The following is a 26,163-nucleotide window of genomic DNA, read 5'->3' on the forward strand; positions in this document are numbered from 1 at the left end:
GTGGCCGTTCTCTTGGTCCTCGTGGGCCTTGCCGTCCTCGCGGCCTTCGCCGCGCTTCACTGGTACGTGTGGCGTCGCCTCGTGCGTGACACCACCACTCCCGGGTCACTCGCCCGGCGCGTCGGGACGGTGGTCGTCGTGGCCGCGCCGGTCGTGATGGTCGCGGCGCTCGTGACCGAGCGGGCGGGTGCGCCGTTCTGGCTCCAGCGGGTCCTGGCCTGGCCGGGCTTCCTGTGGATGGCGCTCTTCCTCTACCTGGTGCTCGCGCTGGTGGTGGGGGAGGCGGTGCGGCTGCTGCTGCGGCGGTGGGTGGAGCGGGGTGCGGTGGTCTCCGAGGGAGGGCCCTCCGAGCGGGGGCCCTCCGAGAGGGGGCTCTCAGAGAGGGGGTCCTCCGAAAGGGTGTCCTCCGTAGGGGCCGTTTCCCGAGAGGGCCACTCCGGAGAGGCCCCTTCCGAGGTGCCGCTCTCCGAGGGCCCGCGTGCCGAGAGGCCGCGCTCCGGAGAGGTCCCTTCTGCGATGCCGCTCTCCGAGGGCCCGCGTGCCGAGAGGCCGCGCTCCGGAGAGGTCCCTTCTGCGATGCCGCGCTCCGAGGGCCCGCGTGCCGAGAGGCCGCGCTCCGGAGAGGTCCCTTCTGCGACGGCGCTCTCCGAGGGCCCGCGTGCCGAGAGGCCGCGCTCCGAAGAACCGCTTTCTGCGACGCCGCCCTCCCAAGGCCCGCCCACCGGGAAGCCCGCGCCGCGCCCCGCGCCCTCGCGGCGGCTCTTCGTCTCCCGTGTCATCGGCGGGAGCGCCGCTGCCGTCGCGGCGGGGACCGTCGGCTACGGGGCGTACAGCGTGCTGCGCGGCCCCAAGGTGAAGCGGGTCACCGTGCCGCTGGCCAAGCTGCCGCGCGCGGCGCACGGGTTCCGGATCGCCGTGGTCAGTGACATCCACCTCGGGCCGATCCTCGGCAGGAACTTCACGCGGCGCGTGGTCGACACGATCAACGCCACGCAGCCCGATCTGATCGCCGTCGTGGGCGACCTGGTGGACGGCAGCGTCGAGGACCTGCGGCCCGCCGCCGCGCCGCTCGCGGGACTTCGGGCGCGGCACGGCGCCTTCTTCGTGACCGGCAACCACGAGTACTTCTCCGGGGCCGATCAGTGGGTCGAGCACGTGCGTGAGCTGGGTCTGCGGCCGCTGCGGAACGCGCGTACCGAGCTGCCCTGGTTCGACCTCGCCGGGGTCGACGACGTGGCGGGCGAGAGCGAGGGGAAGGGGCCCGACTTCGCCGAAGCGCTCGGTGACCGGGACCGCTCGCGGGCCTCCGTGCTCCTCGCCCACCAGCCCGTCGTCATCCACGACGCCGTGGAGCACGGTGTCGACCTCCAGCTCTCGGGGCACACCCACGGCGGTCAGCTGTGGCCCGGCAACTTCATCGCGGACCTGGCCAATCCGACGCTCGCGGGCCTGGAGCGGTACGGCGACACGCAGCTGTACGTGACCCGTGGCGCGGGTGCGTGGGGGCCGCCGGTGCGGGTCGGGGCGCCGTCGGACATCACGGTCGTGGAACTGGCGTCGCGCCGAGCCTGAAGTGCCGTCCCTTCGGGGGTGGTTGAGTCGAAACTCGCCGGATCTGGCCGGATATCGGCGAGTCCTCGTGTGACGCGGTGACACCGCGCGGTCTCTCAGCGCAGCATGGGCATCGGATGTCTGTGCGGTTCTTGACGCGTGCCGGGCCGGAGGGGGAACGGGGATTGTTGAGACGTGATGCCTTCCGACTGCCACCGCACCCGGCGTCCGTGCCGCTCGCCCGGGCCCGGGTGCGTGATCATTTGTCGGCCTGGGGGCAGGCGTCCGGTCAGGGGGCGCTCGACGACACCGTGCTGCTCGTGTCGGAACTCGCGACGAACGCGATCCTCCACGGTCCTGTCACCGAGCGGGATTTCGAGGTCGCGGTGACGGTGCTCGCGGACGGCGCGTGCTTCATCGAGGTCTCCGACGGGGGCCCTTCTGTGCCCGAGCCGCGCGGCGCGGGCGGCTTGGAGGACGAGAACGGCCGCGGCCTGCGCCTCCTGGACGCGCTCGCGGAGGCGTGGGGTGTGTGGCGGCGGGGCAGCGAGGGGAAGACGGTGTGGGCGCTGGTACGGGGCTGAACGGGCGCCGCCGCTCGCGCGAGCGGGCGTGTGGCACGTCGCTGACGCCCGCGTCGACCCACGCCGCCTGCCCGGGCTCGACCACCCACCTCAGCCCACCCACCTCAGCCCACCCACCATCGGCCCACCCACCATCAGCCCCGCCCCCGCCCCCGGCTACGCCTCCAGCGCCCGCCACGTGATGATCGGCGACGAGCCACTGGCGTACGACGTCACCCCGAGCGTGGACGAGGTGGACGCGGTGAACTGACCCGGGCCCGCCGCCCGCTGTCAGACGCGGACGCCGTCCGGCTCGGCCGAGGGCGCTGTGCCGTCCGCCCCGGCCTCGGCAGGGTGCGCGGGGAGGGTGAAGCGGCGGACGCCCGGCACCGCCGCCGTCCCCGCGCACGCCACGGCCACCAGGACGGCCGCGATCCCCAGGGGGACCCCTGACCCCCAGGCGTCCGCCGCCAGGGGCGCGAGGACGTATCCGAGGGGCATCGCGGCCATCGAGAGCAGCCAGTCGTACGAGGTGACGCGGGCCAGCGCCCCGGCCGGTATCGCCGCCTGGACCGAGGTCTCCCACACGGGGCTGAGGAAGCCGAGACCGGCCTGGGCCAGGCCGTAGGCGGCGATGACGGCCGGGGCGGGGGCCTCGAAGGCGAGCAGGGCGAGCGGCAGCGCGTACGTCGAGAGCCCCAGGTTGGCCATGAGGACCGGACGCCGTGGCCGGGCCCGTCCGGCGAGCAGGGAGCCGAGGAGGAGGCCGACGGCGCCGACCTCCAGGAGCCAGATCCAGACCCCCTCGCCGCCCAACTCCGCGACGGCGACGGCGGGTCCGAGGGTCGTCAGGACGGCCGCGGCCCCGTTCCACGCGGAGTGGCCGAGCAGGCTCGTCCAGTACCAGTCGCGGCCGCGCACCTCCTGCCAGCCCTCGACGAGGTCCTTGCGCAGGGAGCGCCTTTCGGCGGGTTCCTCGGAGGCGGCGCGCTGGACGCGGATCACCGAAAGGAGGCACGCGCTGACGGCGAACGAGGCGCCGTCGAGGACGAAGGCCCAGCCGGGGCCCGCGAACGCGACGAGCACCCCGGCGAGCACGGGGCCGCCGAGGGCGGTGCTGCTCCTGACCACGCCGAGCAGCGTGTTGGCGCCGAGCCGGTCCTGCTCGGCGACGGTGCCCGTGATGAGCGTCGGCAGGGTCGGCATGGAGAAGGCGGACGCGGCCCCGCCGACGGCCGACGCGGCGGCGATGTGCCACAACAGCGGTTCGCCGCCGAGCAGTTCGACGCCTACGAAGAGCTGTGTCGCGCAGCGCGTGACATCGGTGAGGAGCGCGACGGTGCGGGCGTCGAACCGGTCGCCGACGACACCGCCGAGCGGCAGCAGGAGCAGCCGGGGGCCCATCGCGCAGCCGAGGACGAGGGCGAGGTCGGAGGTGGATCCGGTGGCGCGGAGCACGGCGAGGGTCAGGGCGGCGGGGATGACGGCGTCGCCGACGAGGGAGAGGGAGCGGCCGAGGAAGAGGAGGCGGAAGGAGCAGTTCCGCAGGAGGAGTTGAGGCAGGAACCGGGAGAGCAGGCGGGAGGGCGGGCGGGAGAGCGGGCGAGAGGGTGTCCGGGAAGGCAGGCGGGTGGGCTGCCGGGGCGTCGGTGGTGGCGCGGAGCGGGACATGGGAGCGGACTGTATTTCGCTTCCGAACTATTCGTCAACGAAATATGAGGGACCGAAGTACGCTGCCCTCCATGGCGGATGCGAAGAAGCGTGAGAGCGACACCCGGGCCGGTGAAGCCGCGGAGGGCCGGGACTGGACGGACGGCCACCTGGAGCGATGGCTTCCGGTCCTGCCCACCCTCGACCCGGACGTCGAAGGCGCCGTCACCCGCATGAAGAAGCTGACCGTCCACCTGCGCCGGGTCCGCGAGCAGTCCCTGGCCGACTTCGACCTGGAGCGCCACGAGTTCGACACCCTGCACAAACTGGCGGGCCGCGGCGGTTCGGCGAGCCCCTCCGAACTGGCGGCCGACCTGGACCTGGCACCGGCCTCCGTGACCGGCCGCCTGGACGGCCTGGAGCGGCGCGGCCTGATCCGTCGTACGCCCTCCAGGAGGGACCGCCGCAGGGTCGACGTGGAGCTCACGGAGCAGGGCAGGGCGACCTGGCTCGGTGCGATGGACGTGGTGGGCCACGAGGAGGAGCGGCTGTTCGGAGTGCTCCCCAAGGCCGAGCGCGCGCAGCTCTCGGACATGCTGCGCCGGATCATGGTGGTGGCGGAGGAGAGCGGCGGGGCGGGCTGGGACCGCTCCTGAGAGGCGCGGCTCCGGGCCCGATGTCCCATACTGGGCAGCCGCGTTGAGACCACGGGGGGCGCGCGATGCCACGGTTGCCGGATCCGGAACGCTCACAGGCCGTGCTGATCGGCTGCGACGCGTACGCGCATCTCCCCGACATCCCGGCGATCCGCAACAACGTGGTGGACCTGCGTTCCGTCCTCGGGGAGTCCGGAGGGTTCCGGCGGTCTGGCGTCCTGACCGTGGTCAACCCCTCACACGCGGACGAGGTCGTGGTCCGCACGAACGAGGTGACGAGCCGTGCGTCGGACGTCCTGCTCGTCTACTACGCAGGCCACGGCCTCGTCGGCGACGACGGGGAGCTGTACCTCGCGCTGCCGGAGACCAGGCAGGACGACCCGTCCTTGTCGGCCCTGCCGTTCCACAGCGTGCGGCGCGTCCTGAACCGGAGTCCGGCACGGGTCAAGATCCTGGTACTGGACTGCTGTTACAGCGGTCGCGCCCTGACCTCCATGAGCAGCTCCGCGGCCTCCGAGTTCGCCGCGCTCAGCGAGGTGGCGGGAACGTTCACGCTGACGTCGAGCGCCTCCACCGCCCTGGCCCTGGCCCGCCCCGGCGAGCCCTACACGGCTTTCACCGGGGAGCTGATCCGGCTGCTGAGGCAGGGCATCCCGGGGTCGGCCGAGCTGCTGACGCTGGGAGCCGTCGCCGCCGAACTCCGCTACACCATGCGGTCCTTGGGCCTGCCGGGACCGCAGGTGCAGGAAACCAACGGGGTCGGCGTCGAGGTGGGCCTGGTCCGCAACCGGGCGTACGAGCCGCTGGCCACGGAATCTCCGACGCCCGAGGCCGAAGACATCGAGGAAGCCGAGGAAGCCGAAGAAGCCGAAGAGGCGGAGGAAGCCGAGGAACCCGAAGACCACGAAGACCACGAAGACGTCGAATGGGCCCACGACGCCCCCGCCACCGAAGACCTCCTGCACCGCGCCCCGATGGCGAAGGTGCTCGCCCTGCGCCTGATGGAAACCCACGTGACGCAGCCCGAGCTCTCCTTCCTCGTGCACCTCGACGGCCCGTGGGGCAGCGGCAAGAGCAGTCTGCTGAACCTCCTGGAGGGGCAGCTCGACACCCACTTCCGCGTCGTACGGTTCGACGCCTGGCAGCAGTCCCGGCTCGCGCCCGCCTGGTGGTCCCTGCTCACCTGCCTGCGCCAGGCGGTCGCGGGGAGCAGGCCCCGGTGGTCGCGTCCCTTCGTCCGGGTCAGGGAGTCGGCCGCGCGGGCCCGCAGAACCGGCGCGCCCTACGCCCTGGCCTTCGTCGTCGTGGCCCTGCTCGCCGCCCTGCTCGGGTATCTCATCTGGCCGCAGGACTCCGGCCTCGGCGGTTGGGAGCAGCAGGTCAAGGCGGCCACGGCGCTCTTCGCCGCGCTGGGCACCCTCGGCGCGGGAGCGCTCCTCGCCGCTCGCCTGTTCCTGTGGGACTCGGTGCGCGGCGCCAGGCTCTTCGAGCAGACCCAGGCCAATCCGATGGCGGACATCGCCGCCCACTTCCAGTGGCTGCTGGAGCACGCGGGCAAACCGGTCGTCTTCTTCGTCGACGACCTCGACCGCTGCGGTCAGGCGTACGTGGTGGAGTTCCTGGACATGGTGCAGACCCTGGTCCGTGCCACGGGGAACGGAACGGGGACCGGCACGGGGAACGCCACGAGGGGCGCCCGGGGAGGGACGCGGTACGCGGCCCACTTCGTCGTCGCGGCCGACGGCAGCTGGCTCAGGCGCAGCTACGAGACCGCCCACGAGTCGTTCGCCGACTGCATCACCGAGCCGGGCAGGCCCCTGGGCCATCTCTTCCTGGACAAGCTCTTCCAGCTCTCGCTGCCGGTGCCGACGCTCTCGGCGGGGGCGCGGACCGCGTACCTGGACCGGATGCTCAGGGTCGCGGGCCCGCCCCCGCCCCCCGAAGAGGCGGGGCCGTCTCCTCGGGATCCTGTCACGCCGCGCGCCGAAGGGGACTTCATGGAGCGGTTGCGGCGCTTCGAGGAGGGCCGTACGCGATCGGTCTACGAGACGATGCGGGGCGTCACCGAACGCCGGAGGGCCGAGCACACCCTGCGGAAGTTCGCGGCGGTACTCGGCGACAACCCGCGGGCCGTCAAGAAGTTCCTCAACATCTACAGCGTCCTGCGGCCCATCCGCTTCATGGAGGGCATCCACGTGGATCCGGACGCCGTGGCGCTGTGGAGCCTGATCTGTGTCCGCTGGCCCAACGTCGCGGACCACCTGGCGGCCCACCCGGAGGCGGTGGAGGGCATCGCGGAGCCGCTGTGGGTCTCGGACCACTTCCCCGAGCCGCTGCGCGCCGCCGCCCAGTCGCCCGAGCTGCGGGCCGTGGTGACCTCACCGGACGGGGGACCGCTGACGCCGGAGCTGATCCGGCAGTGCTCCGGTGTCCGCCGCGGCGCGGCCGTGAGGTCCTAGGTCCGCGCCAGCTCCGGCCGCTTGAGGTAGTCCGTGAAGCCCACGACGTTCCCCCACGGGTCGGCGATCTCCACGGTCCACCCGGTGGCGACGGAGAACGGCGCGGCGAGCAGGGGGATGCCCGCGTCGGCGAGGGCCCGCCCCTTGGCACGGGCGTCCCTGACCTCCAGCCACACGCGGGGCGAGGGCCACGGCGGCGTACGCGGTGCGATGCCGTCCTCCACGCGCAGCAGGACGCCGGGCGTCTCCTTGCCCACCTTCAGGATGGCGAGCCCGATCTCGTCGAGCCGGAAGGAGACGGGGAACCCGGCCCGCTCGTAGAACCCGACGGCCTCGCCGAGGTCGCCGACGGGGAACAGGACGTTGTCGTAGCCGAGCAGCTCAGCGGACTGGTCAGCGGACAGGCCGACCGACTGGTTGTCTGACATTCCGTCAGGCTAGGGCGAGGGGCGCCGCGGGGGCGCAGGCGCGCGTGCACCGCGCCGCGAGCACGCGTTTCTTGAGCCGTACGGCCCCGCTGAGCCGGTACGGCCCCGCTGAGCCCTGCGGCCCCGCTCCTCACGAGGAGCGGGGCCGCAGGGCGTCGTACGGGCGGAGACCGATCAGAAGCGACGCGTGATCAGCGCGCGCTTGACCTCCTGGATCGCCTTGGTGACCTCGATGCCACGCGGGCAGGCGTCCGTGCAGTTGAACGTCGTGCGGCAACGCCACACGCCGTCCTTGTCGTTGAGGATCTCCAGGCGCTGCTCGCCCGCCTCGTCGCGCGAGTCGAAGATGAAGCGGTGCGCGTTGACGATCGCGGCCGGGCCGAAGTACTGGCCGTCGTTCCAGAACACCGGGCACGAGGACGTGCACGCGGCGCACAGGATGCACTTGGTCGTGTCGTCGAAGCGCTCGCGGTCCTCGGCGGACTGCAGACGCTCACGCGTCGGCTCGTTGCCCTTGGTGACCAGGAACGGCATCACGTCGCGGTACGCCTGGAAGAACGGGTCCATGTCGACGACCAGGTCCTTCAGGACCGTCAGGCCCTTGATGGGCTCGACCGTGATCGGCTTGGCCGGGTTGACGTCCTTGATCAGGGTCTTGCACGCCAGGCGGTTCTTGCCGTTGATGCGCATGGCGTCCGAGCCGCAGATGCCGTGCGCGCAGGAGCGGCGGAACGTCAGCGTGCCGTCCAGGTCCCACTTGACCTTGTGGAGGGCGTCGAGGACGCGCTCCTTCGGGTCGATCTCCAGCGGGAAGTCCTCCCACGTGGCGTCCGCGGAGACCTCGGGGTTGAAGCGGCGGACCCGCAGGGTGATCGTGATGTACGGGGAGTCGGCGAAGCCCGCCTCGGGCTTGGCGTCTTCCTTGTCGAGGGTGGGGGTAGCCATCAGTACTTACGCTCCATCGGCTGGTAGCGGGTCTGGACGACCGGCTTGTAGTCGAGCCGGATCGAGTCCGTGCCGTCGTCGGCGACCTCGCGGTACGCCATGGTGTGGCGCATGAAGTTGACGTCGTCGCGGGTCGGGTAGTCCTCGCGGTAGTGACCGCCGCGGGACTCCTTGCGGGCCAGGGCCGACTGCGCCATGACCTCGGCCAGGTCGAGCAGGTTGCCCAGCTCGATGGCCTCCAGGAGGTCGGTGTTGAACCGCTTGCCCTTGTCCTGGATGGAGACGTTCTTGTAGCGGCCGCGGAGTTCCGCGATCTTCTCCACCGCGGTCTTGATCGTCTGCTCCGTGCGGAACACCATGACGTTGGCGTCCATGGTCTCCTGCAGCTCCTTGCGGAGGTCGGCGACCCGCTCGGTGCCGGTGGCGTCGCGCAGCTGCTCGACGAGGCCGACGACCAGGTCCTCGGGGTTCTCCGGAAGCTCGACGAAGTCGTTCTTGGCGGAGTACTCGGCGGCGGCGATGCCCGCGCGACGGCCGAAGACGTTGATGTCCAGGAGCGAGTTCGTGCCCAGGCGGTTGGCGCCGTGCACGGAGACGCAGGCGACCTCACCGGCGGCGTACAGACCGGGAACGACGGTCGAGTTGTCCGCGAGGACCTCGCCCTCGACGTTCGTCGGGATGCCGCCCATGGCGTAGTGCGCGGTCGGCTGGATCGGGATCGGGTCCGTGTAGGGCTCGATGCCGAGGTAGGTCCGCGCGAACTCGGTGATGTCCGGGAGCTTGGCGTCCAGCTGCTCCGGCGGGAGGTGCGTGAGGTCGAGGTAGACGTGGTCGCCCTCGGGACCGCAGCCGCGGCCCTCACGGATCTCCGTGTAGATGGAGCGGGACACGACGTCACGGGACGCGAGGTCCTTCATGACCGGCGCGTACTTCTCCATGAAGCGCTCGCCGTCCTTGTTGCGGAGGATGCCGCCCTCACCGCGGGCGCCCTCCGTCAGCAGGATGCCCATGCGCCAGATGCCGGTCGGGTGGAACTGGAAGAACTCCATGTCCTCCAGCGGCAGGCCGCGCCGGTAGCAGGCCGCCTGGCCGTCACCGGTGAGGGTGTGCGCGTTCGAGGTCACCTTGAAGAACTTGCCGGTGCCGCCGGACGCGTAGACCACGGCCTTCGCCTGGAAGATGTGGATCTCGCCGGTGGCCAGCTCGTAGGCGACGACGCCCGCGCTCTTCTTGACCCCGTCCTCCTCCACGATGATCTGGTCGAGGACGTAGAACTCGTTGAAGAACTCCACACCCTCCTTGACGCAGTTCTGGTAGAGGGTCTGGAGGATCATGTGGCCCGTGCGGTCCGCGGCGTAGCAGGACCGGCGGACCGGCGCCTCGCCGTGGTTGCGGGAGTGGCCGCCGAAGCGGCGCTGGTCGATGGTGCCGTCCGGCGTGCGGTTGAACGGCAGGCCCATCTTCTCCAGGTCGAGGACCGCGTCGATGGCCTCCTTCGCCAGGATCTCGGCGGCGTCCTGGTCGACCAGGTAGTCACCGCCCTTGATCGTGTCGAAGGTGTGCCACTCCCAGTTGTCCTCCTCCACGTTGGCGAGCGCGGCGGCCATGCCGCCCTGCGCGGCGCCCGTGTGGGAGCGGGTGGGGTAGAGCTTGGTGAGCACGGCGGTGCGGCTGCGCTTCGTCGACTCGATGGCGGCGCGCATGCCCGCGCCGCCCGCGCCGACGATGACGGTGTCGTACTTGTGAATCTTCACTGAAGTCGCCTCGGCTTTAGCGGATGTTCGGGTCGAAGGTGAAGATCACCAGCGTGCCCAGAAGGATGGTGAACACCGTGGCGGTGTACAGCAGGCCCTTGAGCCACAGGCGCGTGTTCGCGCGCTCCGCGTAGTCGTTGATGACCGTGCGCAGGCCGTTCGCGCCGTGCAGCATCGCGAGCCACAGCATCAGCAGGTCCCAGACCTGCCAGAACGGCGAGGCCCAGCGACCCGCGACGAACGCGAAGCCGATCTTCGAGACACCGCCGTCGAGCACCAGCTGGATCAGCAGGTGGCCGAGGACGAGGACGACCAGGACGACGCCGGACAGGCGCATGAAGAGCCATGCGGCCATCTCGAAGTTGCCGCGGGTCGAGCGCGGGGTCTTGGAGGTCCGCTTGCGCGGGGCCTCGATGACCGGGGCCGGGTTGTCGGCGTCGTAGAGCGAGACGCCCTCGACGGGGCCGACCCCGGACGTTCCGGACTTCTCAAGCGTGGTGTCGGACATTCTGGCGTCAGCTCCCGAAGACTTCGCGGACGGCGTGGCCGAGGACGGGGTAGAGCGCCCCGACCATCAGGACGAGCCAGATGCCGACGACGGTCCAGAGCATCTGCTTCTGGAAGCGGGGACCCTTCGACCAGAAGTCCACGGCGATGACGCGCAGGCCGTTGAGCGCGTGGAAGAGGATGGCGGCGACCAGGCCGTACTCAAGGAGAGCGACGATCGGCGTCTTGTAGGTAGCCACGACATCGTCGTACGCCTCCGGAGAGACGCGGACGAGAGCGGTGTCGAGGACATGCACGAACAGGAAGAAGAAAATGAGGACACCGGTGACTCGGTGAGCCACCCATGACCACATGCCTTCCCGGCCGCGGTACAGCGTTCCAGCCGGCACGGAAGAACCCTCCGGGAGCGGGGATTGGGGCCGGCCGCCATCTTTTTGCCGATGAGACACAGTTTGTCGGACGAGCCCGGCCGGGTACGGTCCACCGGCCGCTCGTCATCGTATCGACGACTTGTCGGTGGACCTGCCCCGGGTCCGCCGGTGTGATCAAACAGGCAATCAAACAGGCACGTACGGGCTATCGGGACGCGATTGCGGGCGGGTTTCCGCGGCGGCGTGTCCCGCGCTCCTCTCGTACGTGGCGTCCGTGTCGTGGCTGGCCGGGGCCATGGTCAGCCGCGCCATCCGGCCGCGGGCGAGCTTGCGCAGCTCCTCGGCGGCGATGACGCGCTCGTCCTCAGGATCGTTGCCGAGGCGTGACCGGATGCCGGAGAGCAGCAGGTCGAGGGCCTCGTCCGGCGCGGCGTCGTCGAGACAGATCACGAAGGAGTGCCCGAAACGGCTCTCGTACGCGGCGTGGGCGGCGCGCAGCGCGGTGTGGACGGCGGTGTAGGTGCCCAGGGAGGTGCTGACCCGGGATCCCTGGTGGGGAACCGTCGGGTCGAGGGGCTCGCTCGCCAGGGCCTCGGCGAGGTCGGAGGGCGCCAGGTCGTACGACGCCTCGTCGCCCGCGGCGAGCAGCGCGTCCAGGTCGGGGTAGGGCCGGTGGGCGGCGACCTGCCGGGCCCAGTAACCGCTGCCGCAGCAGGTGAGCAGGACGGCCTCGGCCGCGTCCGGTGTGGCGGAGTTCAGGTGACGCAGGGCGGCGCGGCCGGTGGGACTAGGGGAACGGTGCGGGGGCAGCGTGCGCTCCTGGGCAGGGGACGGCAAGGGCGGGGCGGTGCGGTGTGGGGGAGTCGCCACGCTAGCGAGGCGTGGTGACAGACGTCCGATGGATGGGCGAATTTCACCCGTACGGGAGAGTTTCGACTTGTGGTGTGGACGAGTCTCTCGCGGGGGCGCGTCGTAGCGTGGATCCATGGGTCTGACATGTGGTGTGGTGCCGTACGGGGTGTTCTGTGCTGCCGCTTCGCGGCAGGTTTCCCCCACCAGCCCACCCTTTCGTCCCGTTTCGGGGGGTGTGTTGTGAAGCGCGGGCCCGTCGTGGCCGCCGGGGGTGCCGTCGTCGCCGGGGCCGTTGTGCTCGCCGTGGCCTTCTGGCCCGGTGGGGACGGAGAAGGCGGGGGGTCCGCGAATCCGCCGCCCTCGGACGGGAAGTCCGCCTCGTCCGCCTCGCCGAGCCCCGAAAGGAGCTACGCCCTCTCCAAGGCGCCCGAGACCATCCCCGCCGTGCGCGAGCACACCGCCGCGCGCGGGCCCGGGTGGCGGCCCGCCGACTCCGGCCGCGTGGTCGTCCGCGACGGGGACCTCGCCGACGAGGGCCGCCTGCTCGCCGGTGAGCTGAAACTGAAGTACGCCGGTGAGGGCGCGGCCCGGCAGGGTGACGTGGAGCTGGCGCTCACCTCCGGTGAGGGCGCGGGCCCGGAGTCGTACACGCTCTCCGTGAAGAACCGGCGGGTGCGGATCGAGGCCCCCACGGACACGGGCGTCTTCTACGGGACGCGGACCCTGAAGCAGGAGGTGCGCGGCGAGCGGACCGCTCCGGAGGGCGTCGTACGGGACCGTCCGGCCAAGGAGCGGCGCGGCTTCATGCTGGACATCGCCCGCAAGCACTTCGACGTGGGGTGGATCGAGGACCGCGTCAGGGAGCTCGGCGACCTCAAGTTCAACGAGCTCGGGCTGCACTTCTCCGACGACCAGGCGTTCCGCGTCGAGTCCGACTCGCACCCCGAGATCGTCTCCGCCGACCACCTGACCAAGGCGCAGGTCCGCGGCATCGTGAAACTGGCCGAAAGTCGTCACATCACCGTCGTGCCGGAGATCGACTCGCCGGGCCACCTCGGCGCGGTCATCCGCCAGCACCCCTCCCTCCAGCTCCGCGACGCCCGGGGCATCGCCACGCGGGGTGCCGTCGACATCTCCGAGCCGGGCGCGGCGGAGATCGTGGACGATCTCCTGGAGGAGTACGCGGAGCTGTTCCCCGGCGCCCACTGGCACCTCGGCGCCGACGAGTACCGCGCCCTCACGGTCAGGGACCCCGAGGGCTCCTACCCGCGGCTGGCCGCGGCCGCCCGTGAGGAGTACGGCCCCGACGGGCGGGTGCAGGACCTCACGACGGGCTGGCTCAACGACCGGGCCGACACCGTGCGCCCGTTCGACAAGAAGCCGCTGGCCTGGAACGACGGGTTCTTCAGGGGCGGGACCGAGCAGGCCGCCGACGACCTCGAAGTGGCGTACTGGACCGGCAAGGAGATCGGCGCGCGCGAGCCCGTCGAGTACCTGCGCGCGGGGCGGAAGCTCCTCAACTACAACGACGAGTACCTCTACTACGTGCTCGGCCAGCCCAACACCTTCCGCTACCCGACCGGTCAGCGGATCTACGAGAGCTGGACCCCGCTGGTGCTGCGCGGCACCCGCCCGGTGGACAGGAAGTACGACGACCAGATCCTCGGCGGCACCTTCGCCGTCTGGTGCGACCTGGCGGGCTCGCAGACCCAGGAGCAGGTGGCGCGGGGCATCCGCATGCCGCTGCGGGCGACGGTGCAGAAGCTGTGGGACCCCCGCGATCCGGGGCGGTCCTGGGCCGACTTCGTGAAGCTGGCGGACGAGACGGGCTGATCTGTCCTGAGGTGGCCCGTCCTGATGGGGTAAGGTCCTGCGGCCGTCGTACGCGCTCTGGGGAGGGACGCGGGCGGTCTTCGAACACCGGACCAAGTCCGTGAACCCGTGGGGGGTGGCTCGGCCATGCTGTGCAAGGAATGTCAGTTGAACACGGCGACGACGTCGGAGGGGCTCTGCGACGTCTGCGTCACGGTGGCGGCCTATGAAGCGCCGCCGCCCGCGGCCGCGCCCGCGCCAGGTGGCGGTCCCGCCGCCTGGTTGCGCTCGCCGGTCGGGCTCGGCAGGGCGGCCATGGCGCTGCTCGGCGTCGTCGTCCTCACCGATCTGTACGCGCTGTGGGCGGCCACCGCGGTGCGCGGCGTGATGGACGACCTGATCTCGGGGGAGTACGGCGACGACATCGCACGGGACGCCGAGCACGCCGACAAGCTGTACTCCGCCGCCGGTGGGGTGCAACTGGTGGCGCTCGTCGCGACCTGCGTCGTCTTCCTCGTCTGGTTCCACCGCGTGCGCGTGAACGCGGAGGCGTTCGACCCGCACATCCATAGCAAGTCGCGCGGCTGGACGGTGGGCAGTTGGTTCGTGCCCGTGGTGAACCTGTGGTTCCCGCGCCGGATCGCCATCGACATCTGGGACGCGAGCGGCGACCGCTCCAAGAGCCTGGAGGCGCCGGCGGAGCGCGAGACGCCCTGGCTGATCAACGCCTGGTGGACGCTGTGGCTGGTGAGCCTCCTCGCGGGCCGCTACGCGGGGCGGCGCTACTCGGCGGCGGAGGAGCCCGAGGAGATCAACTCCGCCCTCACCGGGATGATGGTGTCGGACGCGCTCGACATCGCGGCCGCGGTCCTCGCGATCCTCTTCGTGCACCGCCTCACGCGCAGGCAGGACCAGAAGGCGCGGTCGGGTCCCGGGGTCGTGCCGGGCGGCTTTCCGCTGGGCGGCCTGCACGGTTAGCGAGCACTTCTGTTCTTTGCGTTCTTGTTTGGTTTCTCCTTTTTGGTGGCGAACTCGCCCACGCCTGTGGTGTATTCGCCCGAAGAAGGCGGAACGGGGCAGCACGGAGCACAGCGGGGGTACGGCGATGGGCTACTGGGGGTACTACGTCGTGGGCAGGAGCGAGCAGCCGCTCGCGGAGCTCTCGGCGGTGGCGAGCGTCCGCGAGGACCTCAGCCTCCTGGTGCGGCGCGACGACGGCTGGCAGGTGTGGGAGGTCCCGGGCGGCGACGGCACGCGCGACGTCGGCAACATGAACACGCTGGCCCTGGAGACGGGCGCGCCCGCGCTCTTCGGATACGTCATGGACAGCGACTGCGTCGTCATCGAGGCGTCGGCGCCGGAGAGCGGGGCCTGGACCACCTGTCTGGCGCGCCGCGCGATGGCCGGATACCTCGGCGACGGCGGGCTGACCGTCGAGGACTACTTCCTCGAACCGCGCGACGCCGCCGAACGCGCGGTGGCCTGGGCCGCCGAGGCGGGCCGTACGGCGCGGAAGGCGCCCCTGCTCGACGTGCTGAACGCGGAGGCCGAACCCTCGGCGGAGGAACTCTTCTTCCGCCTCCTCGACCGGCTCGGTGTCGTGCCGCAGTGACGGCAGTGACGTTCCCGGGGCAGTGCACGCAGTAAGGGGCAGTGCAGGGTCCGGGACGGGAGACGTACAGCATGAGCCTGGTGGAGCTGATCGCGCAGGCCGACGAGAGGGGTCTCGCGGCCAGCGGCCTCGCCTGCCTCGACCGGTGCGTGCCGGTACTCGGCGCGGACGACGACCTGCTGCGCCCGCTGTGGGCGAGCCTCGCCGACGGCGGCGACTGGGGCGGGCCGCTCGCCGACGCGCGCGAGGCGCTCGGTCCCCCGGCGCAGCCGTCCGGGGCGACGGGGGCGATGGGGGCGTCGGGCGAGGCCGTGGCGCTCGCCCGGCGCATGCTCGACGCCGTGCCCGGCGCGCAGCGCGGTGCCGAGGTGCGGGAGTGGGCGGACGGCTGCTCCGTCGCCGCGCTCCAGGTGCACCGGCTCCTGGACACCGCGCCGGACGGCGCGGGCCGGTCGGTGCGGGCGCGCCGCGAGGGTCGCACGGACAGCATGTCGCCGCTCGTCGCGGCCGAGCTGCGCCGCCAGATAAGGATCCTGGAGCTCCTCGCGAACCGGGGCGCGGGCCCGGCGGGCGGACTGCGACAGGCCCTGGACGTGTCCATGGAGGGACGCCGGGTGCTGCGGGCGGTGGTCTCGCGGCGGGCGCGGGGGCGTGGGTAGCGGGTAGTACGTCAGTTCCGCTTCGCCGGCAGGTCGGCCGTGCAGGTGGCCCGTCCGTAGGCGCCGGACGCGGTGGCGCGGCGCCGGTGTTCGCCGCCGATCGCGAGCACGCAGCTCGCCTCCCCGCCTTCCTTCCCGAGCCGGATGCTGACGGCCGGGTCCTCACCGAGCGGTACGCGCACGGTCTTGTGCCAGGGCAGGTCGACACCGTCCTCCACCGTGGCGTCGCCCTTCGCGCCCCCGGCCACGTACGAGATTCCGGCCTCGCCCGTGCCGGTGACGCGGTACGTCACCGACGCGGTGGGGGCGGGGCGTCGTCGCTCCGGCTCGTCCTCGTCGAGGGCGCCGTAGACGATGAACGCGGCGCAGAGGGCGAACAGCGCGGCGCCGACGGACACGACGCGCCGGTCGGATATCTCGCCGACCACCTCTCCTTCGACCTCGCTTTCCGGGACGACCGTTTCCCCCGTTTCCTCGATTCCGGCCACCGTGCCGAAATCCTTCCCCGCTTCGGCCGCGATCTCCTTCTTCATTTCCCCACCCCATGCGCGTGAGGGGCCGGTGGCGGCCGACCCCGCAAATCGGCCCGGTTATACAACATCCGGGCCGCCGTTCACCAGGCGGGGAAGATAGCGGACGTAGTGGGTGATTATCCGTCATGTCAGCTCTAACAGAGCTCACGGCGTAAGGCAGTTGGTCTTGTGAGAAGCGGCATGCCGGGAGCCCGTCACAGCAGAGCAGTGGCTTCCGCTGGGTAGGGGGAGGGTGCGTCGCGCGCTCTCCCGATCACCGAGTCGTAGGAGCGGACGTCATGGACGATGAGGGCAGACAGGTGCCGAGAGCCGCGGAGATGCGGGGGCGGGCCCGGGGGTTCGTGGCGCAGGTGACTTCGCGGAATCGGCTGCCGCTCGATTTCTCCGTCGCCAGCCTCCGCGTGGTCGACTTCCTCATCGAAGGGCTGCGCAAGGGCGGCCGTGAGCGGAGTGAGATCGCGGGGGCGTTGTTCGGGCTCGGGGCCTATGTCGGGGAAGTCCTCGTGCGGCGTGCGGGTGCCATGTGGATCGACCTCGACAAGGAACAGCGGGAATTCTTCGGGCAGTCCGTCGGTGTCCGAATGCCGGACGGTCGGGTGTGGAACCCCTTGGGGAAGGTCGTCAATTGCCTTGAGCGCGGCGGAATGGATGGATCCGAATCCTCGTTGCAGATCTTCTATCTGACGCTGCCCGGACGGGTCGGGCACGCGGCGTGAATTGGCCGTCGTTGGTTTATTGAGTCTTCTTTTGTTTTGGGTGACTGCGGCAGAGTGAGCCGCCGGGCGAGGCGCGCGGCAGGGCACGGGCACGGTGGGCGGTGTCGGCGGGGTGAAGAGGAGAGCGTGGGGCAGGGTGGGGTACATCGCCATGCGGCGGGCAGTGACGAGGAGTTGACGCGGGCCCTGGTGGCCGCCGGGGCGGGGGACGAGGCGGCCTTCGCCGTGGTGTACCGCTGTGTTCATCCGGGACTCCTCCGGTACCTGCGCGGACTCGTGCGCGAGGACGCCGAGGACGTCGCGTCCGAGACCTGGCTGCAGATCGTCCGCGACCTGCACCGGTTCCGCGGGGGCGGCGGCGAGTTCCGCCGGTGGACCGCGACCGTCGCGCGCCACCGGGCGATCGACCACCTGCGGCGGCAGCGCAGCAGGCCGCGCCCCGCGCACCTTTCGCAGGAGGTGTTCGACCTGCCCGGCACGGACGACACCGCGGGCCAGGTCCTCGAGGCACTCTCCACCGCGCACGTGCTGCGACTGGTGAGCGCGCTGCCCCCGGACCAGGGCGAGGCGGTGCTGCTGCGCGTCGTGGTGGGCCTCGACGCCCCCGCGGCCGCCCGCGTCCTGGGCAAGCGGCCGTCGGCGGTGCGGTCGGCGGCGTTCCGCGGACTCCGGCGCCTGGCGGGGGAGTTGGACGCCGAGGCGCCGACGCGGCGGCGCGCCGCCGGGGGCGAGTACGCGGTGCGCAGGGTGAGACGGGCGGCCTGCTGAGAGCGGTTTCCGGCCGGATGTCACGAGCTCATCGAAACTCTCCCCAAAGCCTCATGCGTCTCGTTAGCCTGACGAGCCATCATTCAGCGATCTGGCCACTCACGGCCGCGGAGAGGCCCGTGCCTGAGGAACTGGGATTCGATGAGCTGCTGGCCGACGGCGGCTTGATCGCTCGGCTGCTCGGCAGGACGGCGGCCGGGCGGAGGCGGGATCTGCTCTACGGGGACGACCTGCCCGTGGTGCTGCTCGTGGGCGGGCCGGGGATGGGGAAGGGGCGGCTCCTGCGGTGTGTGCGGGGGCGGTTCGGGCCGCGCGTGCCCACCGCGTACGTCGACTGCGCCCTGACAGGGTGCCGGGAGCAGGCGGAGGAGCGGCCGCGGAGCCGGTCGGAAGTGACCGAGGTGCTCGGCAAGATCGCCTCGCAGTACGTCGACTGGCGCGGTGACGGCGGCGGGATACCCGTGCCACGGCTCTACGCGGGCCTCGCGGCCGTGGCGGCGAGCGACCCGCTCGCCCCCGCGACGCGCCTGGTGGACGAGGTGGGCCGGCTCGATGGTCTGCTGCCGCCCGGTTCCTTCTGGCGCGGCGTGCTGAAGGGCACGGCCAAGAACTACGTGGGCTTCCTGCTGGGGCTCGTCACCCATCCGCTGGTCGGGCCGTTCATCAACGCGCTCCTCGACGGGCTCCTCGCCCGCACCTCCAAGGAGGGCAGGGCCGCGCTGACGGCTTGCTACGGGGACTACCCCGGCGCGGGCGGTCAGCCGCTGGTCGGGCTGCGGTCGCTCGCCGACGACTTCCAGCAGGGCGGGGAGGCGCGGCGGATCGCCGAGGGGTTCCTCCTGCGGGCACTGCGGCAGGACATCGACGCCGCGTACGGCAACGTACGCGGCCAGTTGACGCGCGTGGGACGGCCCGCGCTGCTCCTCGACCACGCGGACGGCGCGCTGGGCAGGCGCCTGCTGAAGCCCGTTCTCGAGGACCGGGAGCGGGGGCACCACGACCGGCTCGTGATCATCGCGACCGCCCGGCGCGAGGACGGTGGCCGCTTCCTGCACAGGGCGGGCAGCGACCACGACGACATGGCCACGTGGCGGCCCTTCATGGGCGCGCTGCCCGCGTGGAGCCGCCCGCCGGACGCCGTCCCCGACCACGCGCCGCTGTGGCGCGGCGTGCTGCGCGTACGGATGCCCGTGCTCACCCGCGACCAGCAGAAGGACGAGCTCAGCAGGCTCAGGGGCGGCAGGGAGCAGCCCGACAACGCCGTACGCCTGCGCATCCACAGCGGTGTGCACCGGCTGAGCGGCGGCCGCCCGCTGTTCGTGACGCGGCTCGGCGAGGCGACCGCGGCGGCGTCGTTCCCCACGCCCGAGGAGTGCACCGACTGGGCGATCCTGGACGCCCGGGTGCCCGCGGGCGAGGACGAACAGGGCCGCCCCGTCGCCGACCGCCCGGTGGCCGACGTACTCGTCGATGAACTCGTCGGCCGCGAACTCCCCGAGGAGCTGCCGCCCGAACACCGAGGCCACTGGCTCGACCTGCTCACCCACCTGTCGGTGGCGCACGACGTGGAGTGCGCCCAGACCCTGGTGCGCGCCGTCCAGGAGGACCGCAGCGAACGCCTCAACGCCTACCGCATCGCCGAACTCCTGGAGGACACCGGCTGGCCCCGCTGCCCCCGGCACTTCATCGGCGACCTCGGCCTGCGCCGCCTGCTCACCCGGCGCCTGTACCGGCTGCGCGACGGCGGCGCGGCCTGGCACGCGGACCACGCGCTGCTCCAGGGCCACTACCGGGACCTCGGCGACCACCACGCCGACGCGCTGTTCGTGACCGCGGGCGCGCACCGCATGCACCACCTCCTCGCCTCCGACGGCGCGGACCTCGTCACGCGGTACCTGGCGGGGACCTTCCTGACCCGGCCCGCCGCCGAGTGGTGCGAGGAACTCCTCGCCGTCGCGGACGCCGCGCTGATCGGCGCGGACGACGACCGCTACGCGCGCGCCCTCGGCGAGACGCAGGTGCGCGGCGACACCCTGCGCCGCAGGGTCGACCGGCTGCTGCACGCGGTGTGGCTCACCGAGGACCGCATCCAGCCGCTGGAGGAGACCGTGCCGACGGTGCTGCGCGGGCCGCTGCGCGAGCTCAGCGAGGAGCTGTCGAAGATCGCCGACGAGGCGGTGCGCGACCAGGGCCCCGAGGGCGCGGACGTGGCGAGGGCGGCGGACGGCGCCGCGCTGCTCATCCGCATGGCCCGCGACTGGGGCGATCGCGCCGAGGACAAGCAGCCGCTGCAACGGTGCGTGTGCACGGAACACATCGGGTTCGGCTGACCCGCACGGAGGACGACGGAGAGGGAGGGGCAGCGTTGAGGCAGTTCGGGAACTGGCTGTACAACACGTTCTGGGCCAACTGGATGCGCAGGATCCTCACGCTGCTCGGCCTCGCGGCCGCGGGCGTGCTCCTGTGGGTGTTCCTGCCGCCCATCGGCGCACCCGAGAGCTGCGCCTCCGGCGTCGAGAAGCACGGCGGCGAGTGCATAGGCGTCAACGGCTCCGGCTACGACTTCGGTACGCCGGAGATCAGGGAGGTCGCGCGGGCGATCGCCAAGGAGAACGAGAAGTTCGTCGGCGACAAGCCCCATGTCACCGTGGCCCTGATGCTGCCGTTGCAGCCCGACATCGCCGCCGAGCGCGTGCAGTTGCGCAGCGAGATCCAGGGGGCCTATCTCGCGCAGTACCGGTCCAATCGCAACGAGAGCACCCCGCTGATGCGCCTCGTGCTCGCCAATCCCGGTGACGGGTACGCCCAACAGGCCGCGGTCGTCGACCAGTTGGGTGAGATGTCCAGGGACAAGAGCGACAACCTCCGCGCCGTCACCGGCTTCAACCTGAGCCTGGACGCCACGGAGAAGGCCATCTCGCGCCTGACCAACGAACTGCACATCCCGGTCCTCGCGAGCCGGGTGAGCGCGGACGAACTCGCCAACCCGGAGAAGAGCACCGGCAAGGTCCCCTATCCCGGCCTCGCCCGCATCATCCCGACCAACCGCCAGCAGGCGGACGCGCTGGCCAGCTTCCACGGCAGGCTCAAGGACGAGGACACCGTCCTGGTCAAGGACACGCGGCCGCACGACATCTACAACGACTCGCTCGCCAAGGCCTTCAGTCGTACGGAACCGGGCCCTCCGGGTCCCAAGGACCAGCCGTTCGAATCCCCCTCGATCACCGACCCGGGGGACACGGGCAACGACTTCACCCTCATCGCCCAGAACATCTGCCAGTCCTCCGCGCGCTACGTCTACTTCGCGGGCCGCCCCGTACACCTGCGGCTCTTCGCCCTGAAACTGGCCGACGTGCAGTGCAAGGGCAAGAAGTACACGATCGTCAGCGGCTCGGGCTCGGCCACGCTCAACCGCTACATGAAGGGCGACGACTGGGCGAAGCTGCGCGGCGGCGACAGCAAGGAGCCCATCGTCACGGTGCAGTACGCCGCCCCGGGGCACCCCGCGGCCTGGGACACGGAGCTCGGCCGCGAGGGCGCGGCGAAGAAGCGGCCCGACTACTTCACCGAGCCCCAGAAGGAGTTGCGCGAGCTGCGCCTCCTGATCGGCAGGGGATCCGCGGGCCACATCGGCGACGTCCGCCTGGACGACTCCCGCACCATGCTGGTGCACGACGGCGTCCGCACCATCGCCAAGGCCGTCCTGCTCGCCAACGCCCAGACCGAGGGCACGGTGCCGCCCCTGAAGCGGGTCTCCGACATGTGGCAGCGGATCGAGGCGACCAACCGGGTCGTGGGGACCAGCGGCCTGATCTGCCTCACCAACGCGGGCAACGCCTACGACAAGCCGGTGGCGGTGGTCGAACTGAACCCGACCACGAAGAAGTTGGAGTTCGTGGGCATCGGATGGCCCAAGGGCAAGCCGCAGCCCGCGGACTGCCGGGTGCCCAGCGGAACGGGGTGATCCGCCGGGCACCCGGCCTGCCGCGTCACGGCGTCAGCGCCTGCCCCAGCCGCGCCCCGGCAGGAGTCCCAAGATCCGTACGCCCGTAATAGACGCCGCTGGACCCCGGCACGCCCGAACTGCCGCTGTCCAGCTGGAGGATCGTGCCGTCGCCCGCGTCCTCGCCCTCCACGCCGATGGCCAGGTCCGCGCGGGCGGAGCCGGAGAGGTGCGCCAGGGTCGCCGACGAGCCGAGGCGGTCGCCGGTCTCCGTGGAGCCGGGGACGCCGGGCTCGTCCTGCGAGAAGGCCTTCGCGCCCGTGCCGGTGAGGCCGGACGAGGAGCCCTTCAGGAGGAGGGAGGTGCCCGCGTCCTCGCGGGCGGTGCCCGAGCGGGTGATGTCCTCGCCGGGCGCGCCGGTCAGGACGTCCGCGTAGCCGTCGGCGTTGTAGTCGCCCGCCGCGACCGACCAGCCCATCGCGTCGCCCGCCTCCGCCGCGCCGGGGACGCCGGACGTGGCCTGGTGGACGGTCTTCGCGCCGGTCGACGTGAGGCCCGTCGACGTGCCGGGCACCACCGTCACCTGGCCGCCCGCGTGCGCGCCCGACTCGGCGGTGTACGGCTGGCCGATGACCAGGTCGTCGTAGCCGTTGCCGTTGACGTCGCCCACGGCGACCGAGCGGCCGCCGGGCACGGACAGGACGCCGACCCGGCTCAGGCCCGAGCGGCCGCCCCTGAACCAGGCGACCTTGCCCTTGCCCGCCTGGTCGCGGTAGGTGAGGGCGACGTCCGCGTAGCCGTCGCGGTTGAAGTCGCCGGACGCCGCGTCGGCGTACGCGATGGCCGTGTCGCCCGAGGTGAGGCTGCCGCCCGACTCGTGTTCGGGGTCGAGCCGCGCGGCCCACGAGCCGCCCGTGCCCGTCGCGGTGGCGAACACGTCCGCCTTGCCGTCCGCGTTGAAGTCGCCGGAGGCGACCGCAGAGCCGAACCTGGCGCCCTTGTAGTGGAAGTCGTCCGCCAGCTGCATGTCCGTGCCGGAGGTGAACTTCGGGCCGTAGAGCATGGTGACCGCGCCGCGGTCGGTGTTGCCCGCCGCGTCGTCCTCGCCGGGCGCGCCGATCACGAGGTCGGCGTAGCCGTCGGCGTTCAGGTCGCCCCACGCGGTCGCCGCGCCCCAGTCGTCGCCGGTCTCCGACGCGCCGGGCACGCCCTCACTGGCCTGCGTGAGGGAGATCTTCGAGGCGGCCACGGGCCCTTCGAGGCCGCCGGGCACGACCGTGACGCGGCCGCGGCTCGACGACGCCTTGGGGGTGCCCGCGATCAGGTCGGTGATGCCGTCGCGGTTGAAGTCCCCGGTGGGTATCGCGGAGTTCTTGCCCGCGCCGGGCTCCGCCATCGCGTACGGTACCGTGCCCGCGCCCCCCAGCACGACGGCGCCGATCGTCAGCCACGCCCTGCGCCGCAGACCCAGCGGTCTGTACGCATGCGTGGAACGGGCTCTTCCGCGGGTGCTTCCACGGGCTTCCTCACGTGCTCCGCGCGGCCTCAATTACCCCACCCCTCAACGAATTCCAGGTGAACCAAGCGAGTCCGTACGACCGGCCGAAGAGGGAAAGGGTTGTAGGAGTGCGGGCGATTTGTCGCGTGACGTATCCCGCACGCCACAGGTGTGACAGCGGGGCGGGCGGGTGCGCTGGGTCATGTGAGAGGTGTGACGCTGTGAAATGTCTGTGGGTGGGGAGTCACGTGTACGGGCGTACGGGGACGGGGACAGGGACGGGAAGACGGTGGGTGCGGGCGGCCGCGCTCTCGCTCGCGGTGGGCGCGGTGGCGGGCGTCCTCACGTCCTGCGGCACCCACGACCGCGCGGTGAGCTACTCCGGGGGCACCCTCGAAAAGGTCACGCCCGAGAACGAGCGGCGCGGCAAGGAAATCTCCGTCGAGGCCATGGGCCTGTTCAAGGACGTGGGATCGCTGCGCCTCGCAGTCGACAGGACCAGCGCGCGGGGCCGCCAGAAGGTCTCCCTGCACATGGACCGCGACAGCAACTGCACGGGCACGTTCGACGCGGGCCCCACGCAGCGCGGCGACCTCATCATGATCGAGGGCCGGGCGACCTACGTGCGGTTCAGCGACCGGTCCCTCCAGGAGATCCGCGAGCTGGCGATCCGGCGGGGCCCGGAGATCGCCGCGCGGGCCCGCGAGCGGACGGCGCTGGCGCGCGGGAAGTACCTGAAGATCCCGACGGGCGGAGCCGTCGGCTCCGCCGCGATGCCGGTGGACAGCTGCGACCTCGACAAGATCACCAGGCAGATGCCGGGCGGCCCCGGTCCGGACGACGTCATCAAGGCCCAGGGTCCGACCCGGCGTTACGGCGAGGACGTCATTCCGCTCGTCGAGCACGGCAACGGGGAGACGACCGTGTACGTGGCCGCGCACGGCAAGCCGTACGTCCTCGGCCTGGAGGCGGCGGAGAACGGCGAGACGATGAGGATGCGGATGTCCGACTACGACGAGCCGGTCGAGGCGGTGGCCCCCGCGGCGGCGCAGACCATCGACATCTCGGAGGTCTCGGGAGGTACCGGCGGCGGCTCGCTCTTCGAGGTGTGAGGCGCGTACGCCGGGGGACCCGCCGCCAGGACCGTGCGGCCCGCGCCGATGGCCGTGCCCTCCCGCGCTGTGACACTTCCGTGCCGGGGGACGCTGGTGACCGTGGGGGGGGCACGGGCACGGTGAACCGTGCCGCGTCGGCCGGATGGGAAAGCGTTGGGCCAGGGTGGGAGATCCCGTCGCGCGCGGGCGCACGACGAGGAACTGGGCAGAGCGATCGCGGCGGCACAGCAGGGCGACGAGGCCGCCTTCGCCATCGCCTACCGGCTCGTCCAGCCCGGGCTCGTCGGCTATCTGCGCGGCCTGGTCGGCACCGAGGGGGAGACCGCGGAGGACGTGGCGGCCGAGGCCTGGCTGGAGATCGCCAGGGACCTGGGGCGCTTCCGCGGGGACGGCGCCGGATTCCGCGGCTGGACCGCGACGATCGCCAGGCACCGGGCCTTCGACCACCTGCGCCGACAGCGGACCCGGCCGCGCCCCGCAGCCCCGGAACAGGACCTGCTCGAACTGCCGGGCCCGCACGACACCCCCGAACAGGCCCTCGAGGCGATCTCGACCCGACGGGTGCTCGACCTGATCGGCGAACTGCCCCGCGACCAGGCGGAGGCCGTCCTGCTGCGGGTGGTCGTCGGCCTCGACGGCCCCGCGACGGCCCGGGTCCTCGGCAAGCGGCCCGGAGCGGTACGGACGGCCGCCCACCGGGGACTGCGCAGGCTCGGGGAGCGCCTCGGCCCCGACGGCGCGGCGGATGAGGGGCCCGGCACGCTGGGCGAGTCGAGATGAAGGGCGCGCGCCGGGCGCGGGGGTGATGGCGGAGCGGGTGGCTCGGGCCGTCGGGCCAGGCGTACAGACGCGGCGAGGCCGAGCCTCATCGAGGCGCACACGGAGTCCTCTGCTGGGCGGTGTGGTCCAGGCGGCGGTGAAGCCGCCTTCAGGCGCCCGGGGCAGGGGGGGCGGTGGTGGTGCGGAAGGAGCGCTTCCGCACGGGATATGCCATGTCCATGTTCTGTTCCGCCCCCCCCTGCCTCGTTGGATGCTTTCGAGCCCCCTGTGAGCAGGCATGTTGTGCAGGGGCAGGGCAAATGAATAACGACGTGCAGCGTCACAGCGTCACTGATCTGCCGGCTTCCTTGTGCTGTGTACCTGGTTTCCGGGGTGCACGGTCGACGGTCGGCAGAGGGCGCGTCCGGTGGGAGGAGCAGAGGGATGGCCACGGTCGTGGCGGACAGCGTGGTGCCGGTGGTGCCGCTGCTGAAGCGGGTGGTCGGCCCGGGGGCGCTGCGTGCGCTGCCGGAGGACCAGTTGCCGGGGCTGGCCGGGGAGATCCGCCGGTTCCTCGTCGCGGAGGGCATCGGCGACACCAACCGCGTCTCCCTCTCGGCCGACCCCGTGGAACAGGTCAAGGCGGGCTGCCGCATCCCGCGGACCCCGGGACTGCGCCCTCGCAAGCTGGAGATCGCCGCCTGCCCCGGCCGCGGCGGTCGCCCGCGCCTCCAGGCCGACATCCACAAACCTGTTTCCCAGGTCGAGGCGGCCTTCGACGGCTTCCCCCACCCCCTGCGCGTCTCCTACGGCAACGGACAGGTCTTCTGCCACGGCGAAGTGCTGCGCACCGCCCCCGCATCAGCGTTCGTCGAGACGCAACTGGGCGGAGCGTCCCGCCTGCCCGACACGAGTAGCGGCAGCACACCAAGAAGGATGGTCAACTCCAGTGAAGCCGGTGAACAGACATGACCGTCAACGGATCACTGCCTCCCTCCCTCCAGCCCTTGCC

General features: G+C 71.8%; 25 protein-coding genes. 16 read left to right on the forward strand and 9 right to left on the reverse strand.

The features are described from left to right. The 3 genes from KY5_RS25175 (at position 1) to KY5_RS25185 (ending at position 2,385) form a co-directional block, all read left to right on the forward strand. Entirely contained in the window at positions 1-1,572 is a 1,572-nt protein-coding gene (locus KY5_RS25175; RefSeq protein WP_098244353.1) for a metallophosphoesterase, read from the forward strand. 164 nt (positions 1,573-1,736) lie between these two features. After that, entirely contained in the window at positions 1,737-2,135 is a 399-nt protein-coding gene (locus KY5_RS25180) for an ATP-binding protein (RefSeq protein ID WP_098244354.1), read from the forward strand. Between the two features lie 28 nt (positions 2,136-2,163). Next, positions 2,164-2,385, forward strand: coding sequence for a hypothetical protein (locus tag KY5_RS25185; protein ID WP_098244355.1), 222 nt, complete (start codon positions 2,164-2,166; stop codon positions 2,383-2,385). A gap of 20 nt (positions 2,386-2,405) precedes the next feature. Here KY5_RS25185 and KY5_RS25190 read toward each other — a convergent pair whose 3' ends face one another. After that, entirely contained in the window at positions 2,406-3,785 is a 1,380-nt protein-coding gene (locus tag KY5_RS25190; RefSeq protein WP_098244356.1) for an MFS transporter, read from the reverse strand. Between the two features lie 71 nt (positions 3,786-3,856). Here KY5_RS25190 and KY5_RS25195 point away from each other — a divergent pair, with 71 nt between their 5' ends. Both KY5_RS25195 and KY5_RS25200 read left to right on the forward strand, forming a co-directional pair. Continuing rightward, positions 3,857-4,420 (forward strand): MarR family winged helix-turn-helix transcriptional regulator, encoded by a 564-nt coding sequence (locus KY5_RS25195; protein ID WP_098244357.1) that lies wholly within the window; start codon positions 3,857-3,859, stop codon positions 4,418-4,420. 65 nt (positions 4,421-4,485) lie between these two features. Next, entirely contained in the window at positions 4,486-6,879 is a 2,394-nt protein-coding gene (locus KY5_RS25200; RefSeq protein WP_098244358.1) for a caspase, EACC1-associated type, read from the forward strand. Here KY5_RS25200 and KY5_RS25205 read toward each other — a convergent pair. From KY5_RS25205 to KY5_RS25230, 6 genes are all read right to left on the reverse strand, one after another. Further along, positions 6,876-7,283: a VOC family protein gene (locus KY5_RS25205; RefSeq protein WP_098247467.1), complete on the reverse strand. Its 408-nt coding sequence runs from the start codon at positions 7,281-7,283 to the stop codon at positions 6,876-6,878. The two genes, KY5_RS25200 and KY5_RS25205, sit on opposite strands and share 4 nt — an antisense overlap. 198 nt (positions 7,284-7,481) lie before the next feature. Then, positions 7,482-8,252, reverse strand: coding sequence for a succinate dehydrogenase iron-sulfur subunit (locus KY5_RS25210; protein WP_098244359.1), 771 nt, complete (start codon positions 8,250-8,252; stop codon positions 7,482-7,484). Continuing rightward, a complete protein-coding gene (gene sdhA / locus KY5_RS25215; protein ID WP_098244360.1) occupies positions 8,252-10,006 on the reverse strand; it encodes a succinate dehydrogenase flavoprotein subunit in 1,755 nt (584 codons plus the stop codon). The genes KY5_RS25210 and sdhA overlap by 1 nt, the downstream gene beginning before the upstream one ends. A 16-nt stretch (positions 10,007-10,022) precedes the next feature. After that, a complete protein-coding gene (locus tag KY5_RS25220; protein WP_055550387.1) occupies positions 10,023-10,514 on the reverse strand; it encodes a succinate dehydrogenase hydrophobic membrane anchor subunit in 492 nt (163 codons plus the stop codon). Positions 10,515-10,521: 7 nt separating this feature from the next. Then, positions 10,522-10,902, reverse strand: coding sequence for a succinate dehydrogenase, cytochrome b556 subunit (sdhC, locus tag KY5_RS25225; RefSeq protein WP_079043698.1), 381 nt, complete (start codon positions 10,900-10,902; stop codon positions 10,522-10,524). Positions 10,903-11,070: 168 nt separating this feature from the next. Further along, entirely contained in the window at positions 11,071-11,721 is a 651-nt protein-coding gene (locus KY5_RS25230; protein ID WP_418952814.1) for a 2-oxo-4-hydroxy-4-carboxy-5-ureidoimidazoline decarboxylase, read from the reverse strand. Positions 11,722-11,976: 255 nt separating this feature from the next. Here KY5_RS25230 and KY5_RS25235 point away from each other — a divergent pair, with 255 nt between their 5' ends. From KY5_RS25235 to KY5_RS25250, 4 genes are all read left to right on the forward strand, one after another. Further along, a complete protein-coding gene (locus KY5_RS25235; protein WP_234362853.1) occupies positions 11,977-13,569 on the forward strand; it encodes a beta-N-acetylhexosaminidase in 1,593 nt (530 codons plus the stop codon). A 147-nt stretch (positions 13,570-13,716) separates the two neighbouring features. Beyond that, positions 13,717-14,526, forward strand: coding sequence for a DUF4328 domain-containing protein (locus tag KY5_RS25240; RefSeq protein WP_234362854.1), 810 nt, complete (start codon positions 13,717-13,719; stop codon positions 14,524-14,526). Between the two features lie 127 nt (positions 14,527-14,653). Next, positions 14,654-15,160, forward strand: coding sequence for a hypothetical protein (locus tag KY5_RS25245; protein WP_098244363.1), 507 nt, complete (start codon positions 14,654-14,656; stop codon positions 15,158-15,160). A 71-nt stretch (positions 15,161-15,231) separates the two neighbouring features. Next, the gene (locus tag KY5_RS25250) at positions 15,232-15,819 is read left to right on the forward strand and encodes a hypothetical protein (protein ID WP_098244364.1); all 588 of its coding nucleotides are present in this window, start codon (positions 15,232-15,234) and stop codon (positions 15,817-15,819) included. A gap of 11 nt (positions 15,820-15,830) precedes the next feature. Here the strand turns inward: KY5_RS25250 and KY5_RS25255 are convergent, their stop codons facing one another. Then, the gene (locus KY5_RS25255) at positions 15,831-16,352 is read right to left on the reverse strand and encodes a hypothetical protein (protein ID WP_234362855.1); all 522 of its coding nucleotides are present in this window, start codon (positions 16,350-16,352) and stop codon (positions 15,831-15,833) included. A gap of 278 nt (positions 16,353-16,630) precedes the next feature. Between KY5_RS25255 and KY5_RS25260 the strand changes: the two genes are divergently transcribed. The 4 genes from KY5_RS25260 to KY5_RS25275 all read left to right on the forward strand — a co-directional run bounded on the left by KY5_RS25260 (position 16,631) and on the right by KY5_RS25275 (position 21,800). Further along, entirely contained in the window at positions 16,631-17,068 is a 438-nt protein-coding gene (locus KY5_RS25260; protein WP_199843228.1) for a hypothetical protein, read from the forward strand. Between the two features lie 126 nt (positions 17,069-17,194). Then, the gene (locus tag KY5_RS25265) at positions 17,195-17,836 is read left to right on the forward strand and encodes an RNA polymerase sigma factor (RefSeq protein ID WP_098244365.1); all 642 of its coding nucleotides are present in this window, start codon (positions 17,195-17,197) and stop codon (positions 17,834-17,836) included. A gap of 119 nt (positions 17,837-17,955) precedes the next feature. Continuing rightward, positions 17,956-20,166: a hypothetical protein gene (locus KY5_RS25270; protein ID WP_098244366.1), complete on the forward strand. Its 2,211-nt coding sequence runs from the start codon at positions 17,956-17,958 to the stop codon at positions 20,164-20,166. A gap of 35 nt (positions 20,167-20,201) precedes the next feature. After that, positions 20,202-21,800 carry an amino acid ABC transporter substrate-binding protein gene (locus KY5_RS25275; protein WP_234362856.1) on the forward strand — a complete coding sequence of 533 codons (1,599 nt, stop codon included), beginning with the start codon at positions 20,202-20,204 and terminating at the stop codon, positions 21,798-21,800. A 25-nt stretch (positions 21,801-21,825) separates the two neighbouring features. Here KY5_RS25275 and KY5_RS25280 read toward each other — a convergent pair whose 3' ends face one another. Next, positions 21,826-23,175 carry an FG-GAP-like repeat-containing protein gene (locus tag KY5_RS25280; RefSeq protein WP_098247472.1) on the reverse strand — a complete coding sequence of 450 codons (1,350 nt, stop codon included), beginning with the start codon at positions 23,173-23,175 and terminating at the stop codon, positions 21,826-21,828. Positions 23,176-23,525: 350 nt separating this feature from the next. On the opposite strand from KY5_RS25280, the gene KY5_RS25285 reads away from it, so the two are divergent. From KY5_RS25285 to KY5_RS25295, 3 genes are all read left to right on the forward strand, one after another. After that, entirely contained in the window at positions 23,526-24,389 is an 864-nt protein-coding gene (locus KY5_RS25285) for a hypothetical protein (protein ID WP_159072595.1), read from the forward strand. Positions 24,390-24,545: 156 nt separating this feature from the next. Beyond that, positions 24,546-25,172, forward strand: coding sequence for an RNA polymerase sigma factor (locus KY5_RS25290; protein WP_098244368.1), 627 nt, complete (start codon positions 24,546-24,548; stop codon positions 25,170-25,172). 423 nt (positions 25,173-25,595) lie between these two features. After that, complete coding sequence (locus KY5_RS25295; RefSeq protein ID WP_098244369.1) at positions 25,596-26,123, forward strand: flavodoxin-dependent (E)-4-hydroxy-3-methylbut-2-enyl-diphosphate synthase; 528 nt, start codon at positions 25,596-25,598, stop codon at positions 26,121-26,123. Positions 26,124-26,163: the final 40 nt, after the last annotated feature.

The sequence above is a fragment of the Streptomyces formicae genome, from assembly GCF_002556545.1.
GTDB lineage: Bacteria > Actinomycetota > Actinomycetes > Streptomycetales > Streptomycetaceae > Streptomyces > Streptomyces formicae_A.